Genomic DNA, 22,121 nt, shown 5'->3' on the forward strand with positions numbered 1-22,121 from the left:
GCTGGGTGTGAGTTTTGAAGACGTTTCATCCGCCCTAAACAAGCTGGTTAAGACCGTCGCTGAGGTTTACAGGGGCTACCATCAGTACAATATGATCGAAACGGTTTTCAGCGGGCTGTTGATGGCCGAGCCGGTTCTGCTAATAGGAAGCCATGGAACCTTCAAAACATCGCTTGCAAGCTTCGTCGGCAACCTTTTCGACAAACCGGTTGTCGCCCTCGAGGAAACGGTGTCTGCCAGAAGCGAACTTGAGAAGTTCTTTGAAAAACTCGGAGACGATTTGAAGCTTGACCCCGAACGTCTGATGCGGAACCTCGTCGACGGCGTGAACGTCGACTATGAGCATGTAGGAGCCAAACTGCGGGTTAGAGTTGAAGTTGATGCCGTGAAACATCTGGGTGCGGATAAACTCGGCGAGGCGAAAAGGAGGCCGATAAGTGTTTTCAGCATACAGGTTAACGATCAGATGGACCCCGAGGATGTTCTCGGATACGGCATCGATCATCCCGCAATCCTGGGCATGAAGCCGCCCCACGCCGTGAAATCAGGAAGGCTTGCAGGCGCAGACTTGGTCTGCCTCGATGAGCTATTCAACGCGCCGAGGCTCCTGTCGAAGCTGCATCACGCCTTGAACGAGAAGGTTGTTGACACGACTGTTGGTCCTGTGGAGGTGAAACCCCTCACATGGGTTCTATGCACGAACCCACTCAACGAGTTCTACCAGACGAACCTCAGGCTGATCAACGTGGCGACGACAGATCGTTATGCGTTGAGTGCAAGAAGCCTCCCGCCAAGCGCCCAAGAGATCTTGGTTATGGCCGAGAAATGGAAAATGCTTAAGCTCAAGAAAAGGGCGCCGGTTGAGTTGATCTACGAGGCGAGGAGGCTGATGGATGAAGTTGCAATCCCAGAGGAGTTTGTGGTTTTCTGCCTAGGGCTTGTCAGCCACCTTTCAAGGTGCTACTTCTCAACCGCTAAAGGCAGGAGGGCTGAGGAAAGCAAGGATCCATTTGAAACCGAAAAGGACTGCAGTTTATGCATATATGGCAAGGACTACCCGTGTGGGATAGCCAACGTCGGCAAGGTCAGGACGATGATAAGGCTTCAGCAGGCAATGAAGGCTCATGCACTGCTCAACGTTAGAAAGGAGGCGAATGAAGATGACCTTTCCTTTGCGTTGCTCTCGGTTCTGCCCCATCGCCTTTCATGGAACAACCAAGAGTTCCTCGCTGAACATGGAAGCATCTTCACGGCGACGAAGTCGCTTGTTGAGAAGTACGCGCAACTTTTTGAGGCAAACCATGCAAGGCTTAGGGAGGTCGAAGACCTCATAAAGAAGCCGGATGTCTCAATGGCGTTGGAGCTGAAGGCGAAATATGCGGATGCACCTATAATTTGATCCATGCTGGACGAAGTTGTCGACATGATGAAGGAGTCAGCTAAGAAGAGGGGCGATGCGGCAACCCTAGAAGCGCTTGAACCGCGACTCAACATAACCGGAGCCGACGAAAAAAGGGCTGGAGCTTCGAGAAGTGGAAGGGCTCCGAGTTAGGTCAAGTGAAGCTGAGATTATGCGGCGAAGACCGCGACTGTGGCCATGGCTGAAACGGCCGAGGCGTTTTCGAGGGCCTTCAAGGGGTTGGCTGGACGTAGACCGGCGACAGCCCTTTCGAGGCTGCTTATGAATGGAGGCCTTGCATTAGCTTCTATCACGTGTACGGGTATTGGAATTCTCCTGATTTCAGCCTCGTCTGAAGCGTGGTTTAGGCCGCCGATGCATGCGTCCTGAATGTAGTGGAGCGCGTATCCAAGCTGCCATGCAGCCTCAAACTGCTTGCCGTCGAGCCATAGGCGCCTTGCATGCCACAGGCGCCTCATGATCCTGTTTCGGTTCACGCCGTGGTGGCGGACGCGGTTAACGACGAGGTAGACGTTGCCTCTGCGGCTAACCTTCGCCTGCAGCTCCGCTTCGGGGCTTCTGTCTGGCTCCTCGACGCCGTCAAGCATGGCCCAGAGGAGCTCCTTTCTGACGCTCAAGGCGCGTGCAACGGCCCTCGTTATGGCCTTATGCGTTGAAATCTTCAGGGCTGGTCACCTGCTATTCCACTAGGCACCTTACACTCATGTAGAGGTCTCTGGCCTCCTCGGCCTGCCTCACCATGTCGCTTAGGAAGCCGTCGATTAGGGCGGCTGAAACGATGTCTGACCTGTAGGTTGCGGCTATCAGCAGGGTTCTGGTTTTGGAGTCGAAGGCGTAGACCTCGTTGTATTTGGCGACAACCTTAACCTCCAGCCCGCGTTTTCCAAGCGCCTTTTCCGCGGCGAAGGAGGCTGCAAGCTGAAGGAACTCCTCAATGTTCATGATGCATCTGCCCATGAACTTCACGCCGCCCATGACCGTCCAGTCGCCCAGCATGGACCTGATTTCCCCGTCGCTGAACCAACGCTTTAGCCACAGCGCAAACTCCTCGACAAGGGCCATCAGCCCGCCCCCTCTAGCATACATAGTCGTCCATCGGCGTGCGCTTCGGCGGAGTTTTTTCCATCGGCGCTTTTTCCGTTGGAGCGGTCTCCCTTGTTTGTTCCGTCGGTTGGCTTTTGCGCTCCATCTGCTGCGTTTTTCGTTGGCTTTTTGGCCGGTTTACACGTACCAGGGTTTCCATTTCCTTCAGGAACCTGTCGATGGCTTCGGCTATTATGAAGGCTCTGCCCCAGACGTCGTGTGTTACGCAGGAGTCCAAGTCCTTGAGCAGGAGGTTCAGATCGCCTCCCCCCTCAAGGTAGGCTAGGTAGTCCTCAAGGGTTTCAGCGTGTGGGATAAGCGGTTCGAACAGCGTCCCGCGCAGGTCGGTTCTCTTCATCAGCCTCCTAGCGTGGAGCTTGGCAAGCGTGAACCTGAAGGCTAGGTCTCCAAGGTGGGCCGACGCGTATAGCGTGGCAAGCGTCGCCGCAATCGCCAGCACCAGCCTCGTGGCCTGGTCGCCGACCGGGATCCAGCGGTAGGGATAGGCTATGAAGCCGAGCCACGACGCAAACATCAGCGTTGGAAACCTGATGAGATCTATTCGTCCCAGGAAAAGCGAGGCCGCGTATCTTACGCTGAGGGCCATGAACGTGAAGAGGAGGGCTGCTCCGAAGACGTCCCAGGCCTTGTGCTTCATCGAGCGATACCGTGGAATGTGGATCCATCCCCTCTTCGCCATCCATAACAGCGGAGTTTTCACCTTCCCGTTGAGCACTTTTTTCCTCACGATGTCGCCGGCTTCCTCGGCTTCGTGACTGAAAAGCGCAGATGCGAACGTCGCCAGCATCTGCATTGCAAACGCCCAAGCTATGAGCGTCGGCTCACGCAGGTCGAGGACGCTGAAGAAGAAGTTCTTGTCAATCGAGTAGAGCATGATTGTTGGAACAAGCTGGAAGATGATTGTGAACAGCGCGTAGAGGGTTAACGGCTCCACGACACAACCCTCCTAGCCGTAAATTGTTCCGAAGCTGATGTCGCGGAGCTGCTTTCTGAAGTCGCGAACTGTTTCGGGGTCCCTCAGCCAAATCGCGTATTTCTTGGCTCCTTCGCAGATCTTCTCAAGCTTCCTGTCCAGGAGCCTCAGCACCCTGTCGGCGTTTGGGTCTTTTCCCACTTCAACTGACCATATTCCCGAAACCAGCTTCTCCGCCAGGCCGCTTGGAATCGCCAGATAGTCGTATGTCTTCCCGTTCAGGCTCCACTTGTTGAACCTGCTTGCGCCTAGAAAGACGGCGACCAGCCCCTTCACGTTGGCCCTTTTCCGGGCGGCAAACCCGTCGTTGCTGCTGAAGACCTGGAAGGCTTCAGGCTCCTCGCAGAACGCCCTTTTCAGGCGCTCCTCGGGGGAGCTCCACAGCCTCTCCGTGCTCGTCAATATAGAAAAATCTGACTCCGCTGACCAGGGATCCGTACCTTTTGATCCACAGGTTCGGGACATGGGCATCACCTCCGAACGCCACAATCTTGGTTTTGGCCTCCGCCTTCTCAAGCAGCCAGACCTTCTCCGTTATCGCGGGGAACCTTGCCGCCGGCGTCTTTCCAGCCGTCAGGTACATCACCTCGACGACCACGCTCCCGTCGGCGGAGGCCAGGTCGAACACTCGCCTCACGCCCTTGACGTTGACGGACACGCCGATGTAGAGCTTGACGCCGAGCCTTCTAGAGAGGGCCTCTGCAGCCGTTGACACAAACGATGCTTCCGTCCTCGTCGGCTCGGCCACGCGCCTGAACCTCACCACGCCCGCCTCTAGGTTGACGGCTTCAACCTTCCAGCCTGCCCCGAGCCATCCGTACTTGGCCTGTGTATGCGAGGCGTCGTTTGACCACCAAACTCGAAGCTTTCTGGCCGAGCCGGGAAGCGGACAGCCCAGCAGTCTCTCCAGTTCGTCGAAGCTTACTGATACGCTGTCCGCCTTCTGCTTTTCCAGCCATTCTGCGAGTTGCGTGTACCTGCTTGCCAACGCTATACCTTCCTTAACAGCGCAGGTCTACCCGAGATAATAAGACGGGTTTCACGTATATAAACCTTTCGAAAAGTAAGCTGACTTACCCGCCCGTACACCCCCCTACCCCTCGCCATCTCTCTTTTTTCAACCCAACAGCGAGGGGTAAGCTAGCTTATTGATAGAGGGGCCTAACAAAGAAAGAAAGAACGCAATATAGAGGCTACTACTTTCGCTTGATCATGTAGAGCTTGAAGGTCCTCGTGCCCTTGCGTTCCACTAGATCGATGGCCTCCAACGCGGCCATGAAGCCGCTGAGCCAGTTCCTAGAAACGCCTATGGAACGCTCCAGATCGCTCAAGCTCATCAAACCGTTCTTCTCCAGCAGACGGCTTATCTGCTGAAGGGTTTCATGTGGATTGTCGACCATATCAGTTCACCACAAGTAAGAGTAGTGTAGAAATTAAAACGACGCAGATGGCATTTGCACGAAGCATACTAACGAGTAAGGACAATGTGGCGCCAAAACACGCATGGGCGGGAGCAGCGAGGCGATGTGAAGACGCAACTGCTATGTGAAGAGAGGCGGCGATCCTTTCATCTGACTCAGATAGGATAACGCTTTGCTCCGTAAACTGATGTGCCTTGAGAGTTCTCAGCTTTGAAAGTAAACTTTTCAATTCACACCGTAAACCACACCGCAACGCCTAGCACTAGACCAGTGGGTTTTTCCAACTGTGTGCTTTGGGGCGTCTGTGTTCGTAATTGTGACCCCGCCGTTTTTCAGGATTCAAGTATACTATTGGCTTGGTTCCATGTTCCTCAGCGTGGCGGTGAATATGCCTTTCACCGTCGAGGGTGAACGAAATAGCTTCAATTGTGACTTGGACGTATTGGGATGCGATGTTTGCCGTGTTGTTTAAGGTGCTGTAGGCAACGACACCTCCTACGAGAATTATGGCGATGAGGATCAGTGTTGCAACGAGCTGGCTAACGGAACGCTTTTTCCTCAAATTGACACCGAAAAACGTGGAAACCTGGACATTAAAACTTTGGGCAATGGTTATCGACTTATATACTTTTCAAATTAAGAGATTATTACTGATTTTGGGTTTAGCGAATGTTCGTTAGGCTCTCGTACAGTAAGGGTTCGCTTATAATTCAAGGGGATGTCCCCACGCCGTATGGGCAGTGGGATCCGCGGATCCGCGCCTATCGTGCCTTAGGTTGCCATTACAGGGACGTTTTAAGGTACCTTCAGAGGAGCAGGATACCGTTCGAGGATTCCGTTCTGAAGCCTCTGCCAGTTGAGCCGGTGTATGGCGGCGTTAAACTTTACCCCTATCAGCGTGAGGCTTTCCAGCGTTGGCTTGAAAACGGCGGTTGGGGGGTGATCTGCATTGCGACCGCGGGAGGAAAAACGTTCATAGGGCTTAAGGCTATTGAGGAGCTTAGAAAGCCCACGATTATACTTGTTCCAACCCTCGCCCTTGTTGACCAGTGGGTTGAGAGGCTTAGAAATGTTTTGGGCATCGAAGCCGGCGTTTTGGGAGGCGGGAGAAAAGAGGTTAGATGGGTCACAGTTTCAACATACGATTCAGCATACATACATGCCGAGGAGCTCGGCGACAAATTCGAGCTTTTAATAGCGGACGAGTGCCACCACCTTTTCGCCCCTGGATACAGCCAGATAGCCGAAATATTGGCTGCGCCGTTCAGGATGGGGTTGACAAGCACTCTTCACAGGGCGGATATGCGTCACCTCGACGCCCCGAGGCTTATAGGAGGGGTTGTCTACGAAGCGGGGCATGAAGACCTTGCAGGCGAGTACGTTGCGCCATACGAGCATAAAAGGGTCTACGTTGAGTTGACGCCTGAGGAGAAGGCTGAATACGAGAGGCTCTGGGGCGTTTATAAAGGGTACCTTGTCATGCAAGGGCTTGAAATGAGGAGCGAGGAGGACTTTCAGCGGCTCATAATGCTTTCAGCCTACGATCCAAAGGCGCGTGAGGCGCTTCTGGCGAGGAACAGGGCCCTCAAGATAGCCCTCAACTCGGAGGCTAAGATGCGCTTCCTAGCCGAGCAGCTGAGGGCATCCAACGAGAAGACGATAATATTCACGCTCCACAACAGCCTAGTTTACGCCATAAGCAGGCGCTTCCTCATTCCGGCGATAACGCATAAAACCCCAGATAAGGAGAGGAGGCTCATCCTCCAAAAATTCAAGGCTGGAGAGTACATCACGATAGTTACAAGCCAAGTTTTGGACGAGGGTATAGATGTGCCGGACGCAAGCAGGGGCATAATTCTGAGCGGCACCGGAAGCCCGAGGCAGCTCATACAGAGGCTTGGAAGGCTGCTGAGGAAGAAGGATGGGAAGGTTGCTCAGCTGATAGAGGTTGTGTCCAAGGAGACGAAGGAGGTTGAGTTCAGCAGAAGAAGAAGGAGAAAGCCGAAGCTTCCGGAGGCGTAGACATGCTCCCCTCCGATCTCCTCATCGTCACCCGCTGGCGCGACAACATTAGGCCGAAGTACTCTAGGCTCGGCGACGCCGACGTTTCGCTGGCCAGCGAGGTCATACAGATATACAGGCGGGGCGTTGGCCTGAAGAGGGGTGAAGTAAGGGAGAGGGTTCTTGAGCTTGAGGAGGCGTGCGGCAGATACAAGTTTGTAAGGGGGCTAGCGTTGCTTGTTGAACGCAGATGCGACTTCACGCTTGAGGCGGCCGTCAACCCCCTCGAGGCGAGGCACACCCTATTCGCGTTGGCAGCCTCAAGGGGGCATCCGACAACCGAGGAGGAGAGGAGGAATCTTTTGGATGAAGCTGCAAGGATGCTGGGCGTTTCAGCGGAACAGCTTGAATCTTCCCTCTACGCGGACCTGGACTCCGAAGCCGTCTTGAAGGCGGCCCCAGACGTTGACGCTTTCGAGCTGCTGAAGGAGTACAACCTGAGCCAAACGCAGACGCTGCTGTTCTTTGCAACCGAGATATCCTTTTCAGCGTCTGGAAACTGGCAGAGGATTTTCAGGGCGATAAAATATCACGGGCTGATGTATTCGATGATGAGAAACGGGGATCTGTTCACAGTCAAGCTTGAGGGACCTGTTTCGCTTCTAAAGCTGACTAGGCGGTATGGAGCGGCGATCGCGAAGGTTTTCCCCGAAATCGTTAGAGGAAGGCCATGGAGGGTTGAGGCGAAAATATTGAAGGGGAACAGAATCCTCAACTTCTTCATTGACAGCGTAAGGTTTGGAGGACTGTTTCCCGACGCGGCTCCGCAGGAGGCTTTCGACAGCCAAGTGGAGGAGGACTTTCTGCGCCAGTTCAAGGCCCTTGGCACAAACTGGAACGTTAGACGCGAGGCTGAACCGGTTGAGGCGGGCTCGTCGGTGCTTATTCCGGACTTCGTGTTTACGCTTGGCAAAACCCGCGTCTTCATGGAGGTTGTCGGCTTCTGGACGAGGGATTACTTGCGCCGGAAGCTTGAGAAGCTTTCAGAGGTCAAGGGCTCCCCATTCATAGTTGCAGTTAACGAGGAGCTTGCATGCGACAAGATTGCGAGGCTCCAGAACCCGGGGATTCACCTGATATATTACAGGGGAAGGATACCGGTGAAGGCGGTTTTAGATGCGCTTGCGCCGTACGCCAGAAGCGAGCTGGACTCCCAGGCTGCAGGCCTCAGGATAACTGTAGAAGATTCCATCGTGCCGCTTGAGAGGCTGGCTGAAAAGCACGGCGTGACGGTTGAGGCGGTCAAAAGGGCTGCGGCGAACGTTGAAAGCCACGTCCTCATAGGCGACGTGCTCGTGGATAAGAGGCTCATAAGCCAAGTTAGAGAAGTTTTGAAGTCCAACGTCGGCGACGGAGCACCCCTTACAAGGGTTCTCGACGCCATTTCCCAATTCAACCTTCCAGACCCCATCGCTGCGATAACGTACTGCGGCTTTCAGGTTGTTTGGCACGACCTCCTTCCGGAGAACGCAATCGTTAAACCCTCACCTTAAATCAGCACACGTTTCACTATGCCTCAGCGAACATTTCGGCTACCAGCCAATAGCGTTAGGCTTTTTCGGCGGAGTTATTGACTATAACAAAATGGGCTTCATAGCACGTAAGGGTATGGAATTCTTCAAAACCACAACTTGAAAAACACGGCTTCAAAGTTGCACCAGACGTTTATGACTTGCGCAACTGGGATGAAATTCGCAATTGGGCTAAGGAACTTGCAAAAAGTCTCGAGCGTGATATTATAAGCTAAAGCGAAGAACTAACAAAAGCTTTTGCCTTGTCTCTGGTAGCGGGACAAGGGACAGCCATATGACAGCGATATGCTCTTCCATTAATCGCTACTAAGAGAGAAGCGACGAGCAGTTATCAATTCACTTAGACGTTACTAACAAAACACCTAAATTAACAATTTATGAGTTGACATATTAGGACATATTTGATGGCTTAAGCTTTTACAACGAATCAAGTATTTATCGTTTTGGTAATAGCGTAGAAATTCTTATAACATCTCTATCTTTGTAATTTTAGGGAGTAAATATGCTGAAAAAGGCACTTATTGCTTGTTTACTTTCCGTTATTATTTTCGGCTTTGTGATTATTGAGATTTTTCCCGGGATTACAAGTGTTATAACTTTGGGTAATGCAAGCACGACTGTTGGCGGGGTTATTTCAGAAAATACTACATGGACCTTTGAGAATAGTCCTTATCTTCTCGTTGATGATGTTGTGGTGGCTCACGGTATAACCTTGACTATCGAGCCCGGAGTTGTTGTAAACCTGGATTTCTGGTCTATGAGGATTGACGGCACATTATACGCTATCGGAAATGTAACACACAAGATAAAGATTTATACACACGAAAGACCTCTGACAAGCTACATTAGGATATATTTTAGTGAAAGTAGTGTCAACTGTGTAATCAAATACGCTGAAATCGACATTTATTGGGGAGGAGGAACTGGTATTTTTTGTGGAGGTTCTACAACAATTTCTAATAACGTTATGCGCTTTAGCGGCTGTGATACAGGGATATCAGCTAGCAACCATGGCATAGTTTCAAACAATACAATTATAGCAAATTGCTATCGTGGTATTTACACTAGCGGATACTCATCGATTCTTTTCAATTTAATCTTAGGCGATGGTTCTACATCGGTAGGGGTGGGCGTTAATGAGAATGCTATCATTATGTGGAATCTAATTAAGAATATTCGAGGATGGAGCACTGGAGATATGACAGGATACGCTGGAATTGCTTTTTACGGCGGGAAGCCTGTAATATCAAATAATACCATAGTGGATTGTGTGAGGGATTTTGGCTTTCCTTCATACTTTGATGCAACAAATCTGAATCAAGCAAAAATTATCTATAATAATATTTACGGGGCTGTAGTTGTTGGAAAGAGCGATCCACGAATCACTATTAATTTAACTTACAACTGGTGGGGCACAACAAACACCTCATTAATTGACAATAGAATACACGACCAAAAAGATGATCGAAGCCTTTGTCTTGTGAATTATACGCCTTATCTAGACCAGCCTGCCGTAGCCCCTGCCAACATAATATATCCGACCCGTATTTTAAGTGTAATTCAAGAACCGGAAAGTCTAATTCAACCTTACCAAGGAGTAGTCGTTAAGGCGAATGTTACAAATCAAGCTGTAGGAGTGGGTGGGGTATTACTACAATACAGGGTGAATGGTTCAACATGGTATAACTTAGATATGGTTTACAATGAAACTTCAGGGCTGTTTGAAGCAGTCATCCCGGGACAACCAGAAAACACAGTCGTAGAATATTTAGTGATTGCTTGGGACAGATTTAATGGTGGTTACACCTATTGGCCCGATCAAGGCGACTTTACGGGGCCGCTAAAATATTGCACTTACATAATCGTGACTGAATTCCCATCAGTAACGTTCCTGCTACTCTTTATAACCATACTCTCAACCATAACAGTCTTACTAACAAGAAAAAACGAATCTAGCAATTCCAAATATTCTTTTAGTGTTTCCTGATAGAACTTCTGAAAAATAAATCTCATCTCATAAAGAGAAAATTTATTTTATTACTCCATTTGTGCTTTTTTAAAAGCATACCATGAAGCTGCAAGAAAGGAAAGAATGTATGCTGAAGCAGCTAAAATTGATCTCATTAGGACTGTTGAGATGAGTTCTATGTATAGTTCAACCATCTGTGGGGATTGTCACCTAGACGCTGTCTTAAAGAATGTTACGTTTGATAATAAAGAGCGGAGTTAGTCAGGTTGGCGGCGATGTTTCCATATTACTGATAAGTTCCATTACTACCTTTTTGAAATCTTCTATTTTATCCATCCATTTTTCAGGTTTAATGTTCGGGAATGACTTTCCTGCTTCTTTATAGTTTTCATTTGTGATTAATTCGCTTAGAATGCCTACATTGTAGAGCTGTTCTGCAAACTTGTTTACAAGCTCAATTCTTTTATGGGTGTTTTCTGAAGTTTCGAATGAAATTGGATATAAATTTGCGAAGTTTATCTGTAAGTAGCCGTTTGAACCGACTATGTAAATGTCTTTGCCGTCGAAAAGATCTTCCATGAATACTCTAAAGGTGCCATATGTCTTGCCAGCCCCCCATCTTACTCCGTCCCTACCTTTAGTGATTTCGGTAGAGAAATCGTAAATACGCTTTAAAGCGTCAAGTTGAGCTTCGCTGAATCCTTTTTTCTTGGCATCTTCTGAGAAGGCTTCCCAATCCCACATCTTCTTCTTCGGACCAATTGTAGCTACAATTGGAGGAGACTCCGGATAAAGTTTCGGTATGAGAACATGGAGGTTGTCACATGACTTGTATCTCTCCAAGCTAAGGGCATAAACATCGAACTCGCACATTTCGTTCAGAAAGTTAATAACGTTTTTTATTGTTTCATCAATGTAATCCATGGCGACAACGAGTCTTAAACCACCATTTCGAATATTCTCCTTAACGTTTTCTATGACTTCTTCGCTCAAGTTAAAGTCCTGGCGCTCTTTAAGCTTCTCGATAAAGATGTTCGGGTCTCTTGAATATTCAGACCACAAAGCTGAAGCATAATCAATTGCCTGAGCTAACGCCCTCCTCCTCTCAGAGCTCCTATAGAGTTTTGTTTCTATGATGTAGATGAAACCTTCGCTATCTATCCCCAACAAATCAATGGAACCGGAGGAAACACCGAATTCTTTTGTTAGCAAAAGAATAGATGGACGCTTTCCTTCAAGAGACACGGGTAAAAGTAAATTCCGATCCTCTTCAATAAGTCTTAAAAGCATTACACGAAATTCTTCCTCATCCTTAAATTCAACACTCTCACACTTAACAAACTTCTCACCATTCTTAGATATAAAAATCATCCAACCTCCCTAAAAGATTAAGATGTTACGTATTCCAAGAAATAAATTTATAGATTTTTCCGTTAAGCGGTGTAACTAGGTTTTCTATTAATCATCGTTAATGGAATAGATTATGGGGTGGATTTTCAAGCTTACGTTATATGAGTGTCAACATGAAGGTTATTATTAGCGCTATTGTTAATGTGAGGACTGGTTCAGGTATTCTGCTTATGCTTATTGGGAAAATAAATGGGACCTTTTGCTTGTATTGTTGGTATTCTTTTTCAAACCTTCTTGAGAGGTATCGCTCCTCATAGCCTGCCAGTAAAACGTAGCCTAAAACCCCGATGAACCACACTAAAACAACATTAGGCTTCGACCCTGACCATTGTATGGACATTATGGTTAACCCTAAGGTCATAACAATTATTCCGAAGTATTGGGATGCCTTACAACCGAGTAAAGTCCGCCTGTTAAAAGCTCTTTCCGCCTCGCCTTAAGCATCTGAACCAAAGCTGTTAAGAATATTATGAAGCCAACCAAAGCAACAACCCTTCCAAACATGAGCCTCGGCTCCAAGAGAAAAAGATAAAATTGCTGTTCTCTAAATTCTGGAAGGCTCCAAAAGAACCCAAACACGTAAAAGGCCAACGGAAAGACCATAAGACCAAACCAAGGTCCAGCCACAGGCACATACTGAAACAAACAGAGAATAGCTGAAGACAAAACCTCAATCAAATGTCTAAGCTTCCTTTCCAATTCGCGAGACGTGTAAATCCCCAGATAATATCTTCAGACAAGAAGACATAAAAATCTACACATTAGAACGTCAACAAAACATCACGGTCGTTCCATTAATCGCTGTTAACAGAAATATTAGAGAAAGAAATATTAGAGAAATTGGCATAAAAAGAAACTTTTAAGAGAATTAAAAGTATATGGAATCTTAAGAGCCCGCCAAACATTAGAAATGTAAGAGAACTAAAGGATACCTTCCTGCTTAGTAAAATGTCATGGCCAGCTGGTTTTTAAATTATGTTTAGCTGGTATTATTCTTACAGTTTATGTCTTCTTGTTGACTGTTGCTAATTTAATAGTCTTCAATGTCTGTTCTATTTCTTCCCGAACCATATTAATATCGCGACTAGTGCGGTTATACCTATAAAGCCACCAGATCAGCAAAGCTATATAGATGAAAGTTGATGTGCAAGTGTAGGCGAGTAAGGCTATATTCATTTGGCATTCCTTTTATAAGCCAGTTAGAAATGCCTTAATATAAGGTTTTCCTTATTAAGTGCATTATGTCACTTCTCGTTAATATTCCTACTAATTTGTCATTTTTGTCAAACACTAGAAGTCTGCCAACGTTATGTTTATCCATTTTTTCGAGGGCTTCGGCTACAGAGTTGTTGGGGTAAATTGTTATCAGTTTCTTTGTGTAGATTTCACCTATAGAAACGTTGTTTCGCTTTTCTTCTGGAATTTTCATTGCATCTTGCAGTGTGACTATTCCTATGATTTTGCCTGATTCGTTTATTACCGGAAAACCTATATGGTGATGTTCAGCTATTTTTTTGAAAAACTGGCTGATAGTTAGGGTTGGAGGCAACGTTACCACGTTTTTTGTCATAATTTGTTCCACGTTAACCCTTTCTAAGAGGCTGAATTCGCTTGGTCTGGGTCTAACAAAGAGTTCCGCGGTTGCTGGAACGTATACTCCTCTTTCTCTCATAGTTTTCATTTCTTGCAACGCGCTTTTTCTTTTGTGTGCTGCCAATTGAATTAGGTGAGCTAATGCTTGTGGTTCCTCTTCTACATTCTTAGTTATTATGATGCCGCTGGTTAAAGCTTTGTTAAAGAACTCTTCACCTTTTCTAGTTCTGATAATTACAATTGACCATTCTTTTAATGGGCTTGCCCCGCCAATGCTTAAATCAGCGTATTCTGAGGTGAAGTCTACACATGTTTTGCAACGGTTTAGGATATGAGATTTAACTTTGGAGATGGGGACTCGAATTTGACGATTTTCCATGTTTACAATGTATGCATCTGCAGACAAATCGACACTTTGAATTTCATTAACAGCAATATGGTACTCATCTAAGAGAAATTCCAGCACTGTGCTTAATGAAAAACCCCATAGACAAAAAAGCCCTATAATTATCTCTAAACCATCTATAATTTTATGTTGCCATGCTTCAAGTTTTCGAAGTCCGAGAACGTGGCATGGTATGCCCACGAAGGCTATATGTGTTTTGCCATGTTCAAAAACCGCACGTCCATAAGCTTGTGCAACGGCTGAAGGCACAATTTTAGAGCCGACAGCGGAGAGCATATCGTCCGGCGCAAGACTTATGGAAGGCTTAGCCTTTAAGGATGTTGCAGGTGATGCTTTTGAAGTTATGGCGCCATCAATTATCTTTTCACTGATGGCAAAATTAAGAAGCGCGTTTACGACTCCTCCACTTTTTGTTGCAGCTCTTATGCTTGGATTAGCGGCCTGCGCAAGCAGAATTTCTCTGTAGTAACCCAAGTTTTCTCTTCTTTTCGGTGCGTCAGCAACAAACCTTAATGCTTCATAGATAAGTGCGTCAGTATGGGGGCAAATGTCGTAGCAAATTGGGCATGTATCTATATGTTCAGAGCAATCGTAAAGTCTCTGGGGTTTTTCGTGTTCCACTTTTATTGCATGGATAGGGCATGCAGCTTCGCATGCGCCGCATACTGTGCAAAAACCCTGCTGTATTATCATGCGTTCCAAATCGTTAAACGCTATGAGTTTATGGTTCTTTGGCTGCACGGCCTAACCCTTCATAATTGTATTAGGAAATCTTTGCTTAAATACGAATCTAAATTTTAGGGCATAAACTGTAATTGCTTTATGACCGGCTCTATAAGATTTAAAACTATATTTGGGTAAATGCCTAAAACAACTATTGAAACGGCAAGAATGAAAATTGGTATAAGCAGCTTTTTTGGTTCTTTGACCTTGCTTTCCTCTTTTGGTTTTTTAGCATACATGTAATTAATTAGCCTTAACAAGTAAGCAGCTTGGATTACGCTGGTCAAGACACCTATGACGGCTAGCCAACTCATGTTTGCCCCTATGGCAGATGTGAACACTAAGTATTTTGCTATAAAACCAGCAAACACCGGGACTCCGGCGAATGAGAAAGCAGCTAAAATTAGGGCTAAACTCGTAAGCGGCATTCTTTTACCTACTCCAGAAAAATCCTCTAAGTTTTTAAATCCCATGCTGTTGAAGATTCCAACGATCATAAATGCAAGGGCTGTTGTTATTCCACCAGCAAGGAAAAAGTAGAGGTTCCCTATTATGCCGAGTGATGTCACGCTTGTTATTGCCACAAGATTGTAGCCTACGTCTGCAATGCAAATATACGCTATTAAACGTTTAACGTTTTTTTCCGTCAGTGCAAGCAAGTTGCCCACAATCATAGTTAATGCTGAGAGAACTGCAAACATAAACGTCCATGGCAGAACTGTTGGAGGCGTTAAAATGTAAATTAGCACCCTAAGCAGTACATAGTAGCTTGCTTGATCAACAAGCGCCGATAGAAACGCTGAGGAAGGGGCTGGGGCTGCCGTGTAAGCGTCTGGAAGCCACATGTGGAATGGCACAACAGCTGCTTCTATCGAGTAGCCTGCTGCAATAAAAATAAATGCTATCTCGATTAAGTGCTTATCCGCAAGAGAAGCCAATGCATGTTTTACCTCCCAAAAATTAAGCGAACCTGTAAGGGCGTAAATCACTGAAAGTCCATAAATTATGAAAGCTGAAGCTATTATTATCATGGTCAGATACTTTAGCGTGGCATGCAGTGACTTTGTTGTTTTTTGGTATAGCATTAAGAAGCTTGAGCCGGCGGCTGTTGCTTCCCAAAAAATGAAGAGCGTTAATAAATCGCCAGCAAGGGCTGTTCCTATAACGCAGCCAATAATCATCAACATAACAGCGTAATAGCGTTCTGAAAGCCCCTCATCAGAACCTATGGAAAAGAGGCTGTATACGGTAACAACTGCGCCTACGCCCGTGAAAATTATCGCCATGTAAACTGACACCGCATCCACCAAAAACATGCTGGAGAAAATAGTTGAAGAACCTTCAATTAGTGACAGGTTTATAAAAGGCTGAGGGGATGGTTCAGCATAATATTTCAGTGCAAGGTTCGCCACAGTCAGACCGGCAATAACGAAAATTGTTAAGAACCAACAAAGAATCAAAACATTTTTCGCGCTTCCTTTTTTACGAGTAATTTTAACAACCGGAATCGTTAAAAGAGAAAACAAAACGAAGGCGATTATTGGTAAAGATGCATCCAAAAGCTCTATCATCTGCGTTCCTCACTAGACAAAGCTTACGCTTGAGATTAGTTGTATGAAGAACGTGGGCCATACTCCAAGGATAACTGTGAGCACGGCTAGAATAATCATGGCTAACTTCATATAGGGGGGAGCATCGGAAATTTTTTCGTGTTTTGTTTCGCCAAGGAAGACGTGGCTTAAAAATCTTAAAGCGTAGGCTAGAGACAAAACTGTGGCTACAAGCATCAGTGCTGTTGGAATGAGATAAAAGTTGTCAATTTTGATTGTTTGAAATGCTCCAACAAATATCAAAAATTCGCTCATGAAACATGCAAATGGTGGTATTCCCGCAATACTTAACGCTGCTATTGTAGAAACCGTAGCTGTAATTGGCATTTTTCCCGCAAGCCCGCCCATTTCACGTATATCGCGAACCTCAAGCTGTTTCATAACAGCGCCCGCCGACAAAAAGAATAAGCCTTTACTTACAGCATGATTCACAAGGTGTAAGACTGTACCTGTGACGGGTTCTTGGAATGGAAAGAGTGAAAGCCCAAAGAGAACATAGCCCATGTGGGCTATGCTAGAATAGGCGATTATCCGTTTTATGTCAGTTTCCACCAAGGCGATTAAGGAGCCGAAAAAGGCTGATATTATTCCAAAAGTAGTTAATCCATGTAGGAACATGTTTCCAAAACCTGTTGCCATAACTGCTGGAAAAACTGTCCCTAGAGATACACGTAGTATTGCGTAAGCACCAGCGCTGATTATTACGCCGCTTAATAATGCAGACATGGGTGCAGGTGCCTCGGAATGTGCGTCGGGCAACCACATGTGAACTGGAACTGCAGCCATCTTAACTGCGAAACCAACTGTTAAAGATAGCAATATCCATTTGGCGAGTTCTGGATTAGCTGTCATTAGCGCAGTTTGCGCCTGGAACATGTCCAAGTCGCCTGTGACCATGAATATTGCGCCTATGCCCAATAAGACGAAGACTGCACCCGCGTGGGTGAATATGAAGAATTTGAAGGCTGCTTTGTATGGTTCTCTGTAGCCCCATCCGCCTATTATGAAGTATGATGGTAGAAGCATTAGTTCCCAGCAGAAGTAAAATAGCATGAGGTTTGATGTTATGAAGACGCCGACGAGTCCTATTGAGAGCATTGTCAAGAGAGTGTAGTATTCAGCTAGTCCCTTCTTCTCTTGCATGTAATTTATTGAGAAGAGCGCCGCTGTCAAAATGAGTATTAGAGTTATGATTGCCATTGAGAGGCTTATTCCATCAACAAAAAGTGTGAGTGAAGCGTGGAGAACCGGAATCCAGTAGTAAGATTCGATATACTTGTGGTTTGCGCCGTTTAGGATTGTCGGTACAGTTGTAGAGAAAATTGCGATGTTGATTAGGCATAGTAAGGCTATTAGGAAGGCTGCACTTTTAGGAGATTTTTTGCCTAAAAAATAAACGAATGGAACAGCCAATGCGGGCAAAATTATTGTTAATAAAAGTGTGTTTTGCATTTTTTCGCCTCTTATCTTAGCATTGTAACTATCATGAGTATAAGGATTATTAAAAAGCCGATTAGGGCTGCTGCCACATAATGTTCTAAGGAGCCAGACCGCACTCTTCTTATTTTAGATGCTGAAGCCAGAGTCTTGTTAGTTGCAATATATAAAAGTTCGTCGGCAAGAATGTCTAAATACTTCCGGGTTCCATGAGCCACATTCATAACTCCATTTGCAAAAAGATAAGGCAGACGATTAAAGAAGGATTTTTCAACATGCTCATAAAAAATTCTGAAAAATCGTATAATACCATTGGCGATAAATTGGGGTAACCGTCCAAAAAAGGATGATTCCGCACGCTTAAGACTTGATGAAAGCAGCCAGACCCCACGAGGAATTACCTTTTCATATAGAGCGTCAAAGAAGTAACCGTTCTCCAAAACTTTGTTTATGGAACCTCGCAACGGCCTTATTTGTTCTGGCAACGAGAGTTTCCTATAGTATGTAAGGTACACCGGAAATCCTCCCATCAGAAGTGTGAAGAGAAAAATCAAAGTTGACGGGTTAAACACTTCACCTAAGCCTATTTCCACATTAGCATGCATGAATTGTGAAATTTCATTTCCAAACAAGACAAATATAACGCAGAAAACTGCGAGAACTCCAGATGAGAAAAGCATTATTTTTGGCGCTTCATGCACGTGAATCTGACTCAAATACTCTGATTTCTCCCTCAAATATACAAGTGTGACAACCCGTAGCGTGTAGGCAAACGTAATTGCTGTGGAAAAATAAAGTATGAGCGCGGCATGCAAGTTTCCTGACGATAGAACGCTTTGGAAGATTAGTTCTTTGCTGAAAAAGCTTATGAATGGAGGTATTCCAGCGCGAGCTAACAATACAATAATGCCGAATGCAAATGTTATAGGCATTGCCTTTCTTAATCCTCCAATCAATCGCATATCGCGTGTTTTTGTTGCATGGATGATTCCGCCTATCAAAAGAAAGTCGAGACCTTGGAAGAACGCATGACTTACTAGGTGAAGTAAGCTTGCAAACCAGCCAGCCGATGAAGCGGAGGATGCTGTGCCTAAAGCTGCAAACATGAAACCTATCTGACTTATTGTGGAATAAGCAGCTACACCTTTAATGTCTGTTGTGGATAAAGCCAGAGTAGCGCCGATAAACGCTGTTATTGTGCCAATCCAGAGGATTGATGGCAACCACATGGGAATTAAAGCCGTTAAAGCGCCAAACAAGAGCATTAATCTGGCAATCAAGTAAACTCCTGCTTTAACCATTGTCGCAGAGTGCAGAAGCGCACTTACGGATGTAGGTGCTTCCATGGCGCTGTAAAGCCATGTGTGAAGCGGAAGCTGAGCCGACTTTGCGACAGCTCCGGCGAGCATTAGAAAGGCTGCTGCTGTTAGATATGGCATTGGCACATTTCCTATGTTATTTATAATGTAAGAGAAGGAGAATGAGCCCAAGTTTACGTAGAGGATGCATATTCCCGCTAAGAGGCAAGCGTCGCCTACACGAGTCATGAGGAAAACTTTGGTGGCTGAACGAACTGTCTCGGGGCGTTTATACCAGAAGGAAATAAGCGAATAGGAACAGAGTCCAACCATCTCCCAGAATATGAACATTTGAAGGAAATTGTCCGACATAACCAAACCTGTCATCGAGCCTATAAAGAGAAGCATGAAAAAGTAATATCGTGTTAAGCCTTCCTCGCCAGCCATGTAACCCAAAGAATAAACTGTTATCACAAGACCGAAGAACGTAACCAGACATGCAAGCAAAACGCTTAACGGATCAACGTATACGCCTGCACTGATACTTAATGATGAAATCCAAGATGTTGTTAAACTGGAATCTCCAAAAGCGTTATAGTAAAGGTCTGGAACCATGGAAAAAGCGAATGCTACAGTGATTAAACACACGGTTACGGCGAAGTAATCTCTAGCCTTCTTGTTGAAACGTGCAATTAATGGGACCAGTAGACCGGAAACAATTGGAAATGCCCAAACGAGCCAAGGCGCATATGGAAACAAATTCACCGCCTCATTTCTTTAAAGATAATGTTCAGTTTCTTTTGTGCGCCTCTCGTGTTTTACGCCTTCTTAACCCATTTTAGATTAACCTTTTGAGATATAAAGTCAGCAATTTAAATTTTGTCTGGCGTAAAGCGGCGATTAAGCAGTTTTACCCATGAAATTGCATAATTATTAACGAAACAGTTTTATTATGAACTATAAAGTCTGCATCGCTGATAACCATGGACTACCATTCAGTGACTGCATTGGCAATTTTCATAATAACGCTTTTCTTGATGATTAAACGTCCCCACGGTATAAGTCTGGGTTTGGCTGCCGGTATAGGCGCAGCAGCTTCACTTCTGCTCGGCACAGTAACGTTAAACGATGCGGCTGTGGCGTTTGTTGACATTTGGGATGCTGCTTTAGCCTTCATTGGAATTGTAGCTTTATCAGTGACGTTAGACGCCATGGGATTTTTCAAGTGGGCAGCCATAAAAGTGGTTAAGTTGGCTGGTGGAAGCGGCTTAAAACTTTACTTTTACATTTCCTTGCTTACTGCTTGTGTAAGCATACTTTTTGCAAACGACAGCGCCGTGCTTATACTAACGCCAATAGTTCTTGAAATCATCAGTCAATTGAAGATAGATGCTAAAGGAAGACTAGCCTACCTTTTCTCTGCCGGGCTGATTGCTGACACCGCTGCAATGCCACTGATTACAAGCAATCCAATAAACATTGTAAGCGCAGACTTTTTCAAATACAGCTTCATTGACCACCTGATCTTTATGGGACCAGTAGCCATAGCCACCATAATAAGCAGTCTCCTTCTGGTTTACGCCTTCTTTAGAAAAAATGTTCCAAAATCCTATTCGATGGAGCTTGCGGAAGCCTTAAACGTTGAAGGACAGTTGATAACTCCCACGCTTTTAAGGATAAGCATAGTAACCTTGATTACAATTGACGTCGGCTATGTTTTAGCCTCTTTGAACAGGCTCCCAGTTTCAATTGTCATATGCTCTGGTGCATTGTTTCTTCTAGGAATTTACATAATAACTTTAAACAAGCCTTCAATGTTGAAAGAAGAGCGCAAAGGCGTAAAAAGCCTAGCAAAGGAGATCAACTGGGACATTCTGCTCTTCATGATGGGCATATTCCTAGTTGTTCAAGGATTAAGGCATACTGGCGCTGTGGAATTCTTTGCATACCTCTTCACAAAAACTCTTTCATTGCCGCTGTTTCTATCTGTGCTTGCACCAAGCATGGTCGTTACAATCGGCGCAAGCGCCATGAACAACTGGCCGATGACCATCCTTGGCCTTTTATCGATAAAGCATGCAGCAAACAGCGTTAGCCTAAACTCGCAGAGCCTCACAAGCATGGTTTTCTCAAACATTATTGGAAACAACTTGGGTCCACACTTTTTCCCTCTCGGGTCTTTAGCAATTTTAATGTGGCTTGAAACAATGCGCCGAAAAGGCGTTAAAATAAGGCTTAGGGATTATTTGAAAGTCGGTTCAGTCGTGTCAATTATTGAGGTTACTGTAGCATCCTTGGTTTTATGGTTTGAAATTGCTTTCTTAAATTTAAACTTGAACATTCAACTTTAGCATTGCACATGCCTTGCTTGCAATTTATTCACAAGTTGACTTCTATAGAATGATCTGCTTCCCGTAAGAAAATAGCTGACAGCAGCGGAAACAACGGTGGGGATTATAAAGCTTGGACCCATAGTTTCAGCAACCAGAGTTATACTTGTCAAAAGGCTTTTGCTCGTCGCAGCCAGCACTGCAGCCATTGATAATATGACATATAAAACAGGCGTCTCAAGGTTCAAAGTTTGTGCGTAAATGAGCCCAAGTGCGCCGCCAACATAAAGCGATGGAATGAATAGTCCCCCGTTTCCACCGAAATTCAGTGTTATGCTTGTGGCTACAATTTTTAAAATTAAAAGTGCGGTCAAATTTGTCAAAGCTAATTCTCCTAATTCGGCTATTGTGATTTTGTGAATGAAATCGTAACCTAGCCCAAGCGCTTCAGGGTAAAGCAAGCCTATGACATCGAGAATTAATCCAGCAAATATTGTCATAAGCAACATTGGAAGTCTGCTGGCAAGCCGTTTGCTTATGATGTTTGTTCTTTCAAGGGCTTCCATGAATGCCAACGCAACTAACGCCGCTAGGATTCCTAGAAAAATTGCATGCATAAGGGTGGAAAGAGTTGGTATAATAAATGTTGGAGTTGGAAAAATGGTTTCTGTTCCAAGGGTTATGGCGGACGTAAAATAGGCGGTAACAGAAGCAATAGACGCTGGTATAAAAACCTCGGTTTCAACATCTCTCTTGTAAGGTATTTCAAGGGCAAATAATATCCCCGTCAATGGAGCCTTAAAGATCGCTGACGATCCCGCTGCTGCTCCACAC

Annotated in this window: 21 protein-coding genes; 6 read left to right on the top strand and 15 right to left on the bottom strand. The window is 45.8% G+C overall.

Features of this window, described 5'->3' with window-relative positions:
* Window positions 1–7: 7 nt before the first annotated feature.
* The gene (locus tag KEJ24_02440) at window positions 8–1,399 is read left to right on the top strand and encodes a hypothetical protein (protein MBS7646683.1); all 1,392 of its coding nucleotides are present in this window, start codon (window positions 8–10) and stop codon (window positions 1,397–1,399) included.
* A 3-nt stretch (window positions 1,400–1,402) separates the two neighbouring features.
* Complete coding sequence (locus tag KEJ24_02445; GenBank protein ID MBS7646684.1) at window positions 1,403–1,552, top strand: hypothetical protein; 150 nt, start codon at window positions 1,403–1,405, stop codon at window positions 1,550–1,552.
* A 17-nt stretch (window positions 1,553–1,569) separates the two neighbouring features.
* Here the strand turns inward: KEJ24_02445 and KEJ24_02450 are convergent, their stop codons facing one another.
* The 7 genes from KEJ24_02450 to KEJ24_02480 form a co-directional block, all read right to left on the bottom strand.
* Window positions 1,570–1,878, bottom strand: coding sequence for a hypothetical protein (locus KEJ24_02450; protein ID MBS7646685.1), 309 nt, complete (start codon window positions 1,876–1,878; stop codon window positions 1,570–1,572).
* A gap of 220 nt (window positions 1,879–2,098) precedes the next feature.
* The gene (locus tag KEJ24_02455; GenBank protein ID MBS7646686.1) at window positions 2,099–2,482 is read right to left on the bottom strand and encodes a hypothetical protein; all 384 of its coding nucleotides are present in this window, start codon (window positions 2,480–2,482) and stop codon (window positions 2,099–2,101) included.
* 13 nt (window positions 2,483–2,495) lie between these two features.
* Window positions 2,496–3,458 (bottom strand): hypothetical protein, encoded by a 963-nt coding sequence (locus KEJ24_02460; protein MBS7646687.1) that lies wholly within the window; start codon window positions 3,456–3,458, stop codon window positions 2,496–2,498.
* Window positions 3,459–3,470: 12 nt separating this feature from the next.
* Window positions 3,471–3,899, bottom strand: a complete 429-nt coding sequence (locus tag KEJ24_02465; protein MBS7646688.1) for a hypothetical protein — start codon at window positions 3,897–3,899, stop codon at window positions 3,471–3,473.
* Entirely contained in the window at window positions 3,829–4,485 is a 657-nt protein-coding gene (locus tag KEJ24_02470) for a hypothetical protein (protein MBS7646689.1), read from the bottom strand. The genes KEJ24_02465 and KEJ24_02470 overlap by 71 nt, the downstream gene beginning before the upstream one ends.
* 208 nt (window positions 4,486–4,693) lie before the next feature.
* Window positions 4,694–4,897: a hypothetical protein gene (locus tag KEJ24_02475; GenBank protein MBS7646690.1), complete on the bottom strand. Its 204-nt coding sequence runs from the start codon at window positions 4,895–4,897 to the stop codon at window positions 4,694–4,696.
* Between the two features lie 283 nt (window positions 4,898–5,180).
* A complete protein-coding gene (locus KEJ24_02480) occupies window positions 5,181–5,480 on the bottom strand; it encodes a hypothetical protein (protein MBS7646691.1) in 300 nt (99 codons plus the stop codon).
* Window positions 5,481–5,587: 107 nt separating this feature from the next.
* On the opposite strand from KEJ24_02480, the gene KEJ24_02485 reads away from it, so the two are divergent.
* From KEJ24_02485 to KEJ24_02495, 3 genes are all read left to right on the top strand, one after another.
* On the top strand, window positions 5,588–6,940 hold the full coding sequence (locus KEJ24_02485; GenBank protein ID MBS7646692.1) for a DEAD/DEAH box helicase family protein: 1,353 nt from the start codon (window positions 5,588–5,590) through the stop codon (window positions 6,938–6,940).
* A 2-nt stretch (window positions 6,941–6,942) separates the two neighbouring features.
* Window positions 6,943–8,472, top strand: coding sequence for a DUF790 family protein (locus KEJ24_02490; GenBank protein ID MBS7646693.1), 1,530 nt, complete (start codon window positions 6,943–6,945; stop codon window positions 8,470–8,472).
* A 541-nt stretch (window positions 8,473–9,013) separates the two neighbouring features.
* The gene (locus KEJ24_02495; GenBank protein ID MBS7646694.1) at window positions 9,014–10,498 is read left to right on the top strand and encodes a hypothetical protein; all 1,485 of its coding nucleotides are present in this window, start codon (window positions 9,014–9,016) and stop codon (window positions 10,496–10,498) included.
* A gap of 243 nt (window positions 10,499–10,741) precedes the next feature.
* Here the strand turns inward: KEJ24_02495 and KEJ24_02500 are convergent, their stop codons facing one another.
* From KEJ24_02500 to KEJ24_02530, 7 genes are all read right to left on the bottom strand, one after another.
* On the bottom strand, window positions 10,742–11,851 hold the full coding sequence (locus KEJ24_02500) for a hypothetical protein (GenBank protein ID MBS7646695.1): 1,110 nt from the start codon (window positions 11,849–11,851) through the stop codon (window positions 10,742–10,744).
* Window positions 11,852–11,987: 136 nt separating this feature from the next.
* Window positions 11,988–12,230, bottom strand: a complete 243-nt coding sequence (locus tag KEJ24_02505; protein MBS7646696.1) for a hypothetical protein — start codon at window positions 12,228–12,230, stop codon at window positions 11,988–11,990.
* Window positions 12,231–12,256: 26 nt separating this feature from the next.
* Complete coding sequence (locus KEJ24_02510; protein ID MBS7646697.1) at window positions 12,257–12,568, bottom strand: hypothetical protein; 312 nt, start codon at window positions 12,566–12,568, stop codon at window positions 12,257–12,259.
* 532 nt (window positions 12,569–13,100) lie between these two features.
* Window positions 13,101–14,630 (bottom strand): CBS domain-containing protein, encoded by a 1,530-nt coding sequence (locus KEJ24_02515; GenBank protein MBS7646698.1) that lies wholly within the window; start codon window positions 14,628–14,630, stop codon window positions 13,101–13,103.
* A 56-nt stretch (window positions 14,631–14,686) separates the two neighbouring features.
* Complete coding sequence (locus KEJ24_02520; protein MBS7646699.1) at window positions 14,687–16,183, bottom strand: NADH-quinone oxidoreductase subunit N; 1,497 nt, start codon at window positions 16,181–16,183, stop codon at window positions 14,687–14,689.
* A 12-nt stretch (window positions 16,184–16,195) separates the two neighbouring features.
* Window positions 16,196–17,674 (bottom strand): NADH-quinone oxidoreductase subunit M, encoded by a 1,479-nt coding sequence (locus tag KEJ24_02525; GenBank protein ID MBS7646700.1) that lies wholly within the window; start codon window positions 17,672–17,674, stop codon window positions 16,196–16,198.
* Between the two features lie 11 nt (window positions 17,675–17,685).
* Window positions 17,686–19,722 carry an NADH-quinone oxidoreductase subunit L gene (locus KEJ24_02530; GenBank protein MBS7646701.1) on the bottom strand — a complete coding sequence of 679 codons (2,037 nt, stop codon included), beginning with the start codon at window positions 19,720–19,722 and terminating at the stop codon, window positions 17,686–17,688.
* A gap of 218 nt (window positions 19,723–19,940) precedes the next feature.
* Between KEJ24_02530 and KEJ24_02535 the strand changes: the two genes are divergently transcribed.
* A complete protein-coding gene (locus tag KEJ24_02535) occupies window positions 19,941–21,308 on the top strand; it encodes a hypothetical protein (protein ID MBS7646702.1) in 1,368 nt (455 codons plus the stop codon).
* Here the strand turns inward: KEJ24_02535 and KEJ24_02540 are convergent.
* Window positions 21,305–22,121: chloride channel protein (locus KEJ24_02540; protein MBS7646703.1), on the bottom strand; the 817-nt coding region annotated here is incomplete at its 5' end. The two genes, KEJ24_02535 and KEJ24_02540, sit on opposite strands and share 4 nt — an antisense overlap.

Source organism: Candidatus Bathyarchaeota archaeon (genome assembly GCA_018396705.1).
Classification (GTDB): Archaea; Thermoproteota; Bathyarchaeia; order Bathyarchaeales; family Bathycorpusculaceae; genus DRVP01.

Bases quoted from the DNA above. Each gene is read 5' to 3' on its own strand.
- KEJ24_02445 (MBS7646684.1), top strand. From the start codon at position 1,403: ATGCTGGACGAAGTTGTCGACATGATGAAGGAGTCAGCTAAGAAGAGG.
- KEJ24_02450 (MBS7646685.1), bottom strand. From the start codon at position 1,878: ATGAGGCGCCTGTGGCATGCAAGGCGCCTATGGCTCGACGGCAAGCAG.
- KEJ24_02455 (MBS7646686.1), bottom strand. From the start codon at position 2,482: ATGGCCCTTGTCGAGGAGTTTGCGCTGTGGCTAAAGCGTTGGTTCAGC.
- KEJ24_02475 (MBS7646690.1), bottom strand. From the start codon at position 4,897: ATGGTCGACAATCCACATGAAACCCTTCAGCAGATAAGCCGTCTGCTG.
- KEJ24_02485 (MBS7646692.1), top strand. From the start codon at position 5,588: ATGTTCGTTAGGCTCTCGTACAGTAAGGGTTCGCTTATAATTCAAGGG.
- KEJ24_02490 (MBS7646693.1), top strand. From the start codon at position 6,943: ATGCTCCCCTCCGATCTCCTCATCGTCACCCGCTGGCGCGACAACATT.
- KEJ24_02495 (MBS7646694.1), top strand. From the start codon at position 9,014: ATGCTGAAAAAGGCACTTATTGCTTGTTTACTTTCCGTTATTATTTTC.
- KEJ24_02500 (MBS7646695.1), bottom strand. From the start codon at position 11,851: ATGATTTTTATATCTAAGAATGGTGAGAAGTTTGTTAAGTGTGAGAGT.
- KEJ24_02505 (MBS7646696.1), bottom strand. From the start codon at position 12,230: ATGTCCATACAATGGTCAGGGTCGAAGCCTAATGTTGTTTTAGTGTGG.
- KEJ24_02520 (MBS7646699.1), bottom strand. From the start codon at position 16,183: ATGATAGAGCTTTTGGATGCATCTTTACCAATAATCGCCTTCGTTTTG.
- KEJ24_02525 (MBS7646700.1), bottom strand. From the start codon at position 17,674: ATGCAAAACACACTTTTATTAACAATAATTTTGCCCGCATTGGCTGTT.
- KEJ24_02535 (MBS7646702.1), top strand. From the start codon at position 19,941: ATGGACTACCATTCAGTGACTGCATTGGCAATTTTCATAATAACGCTT.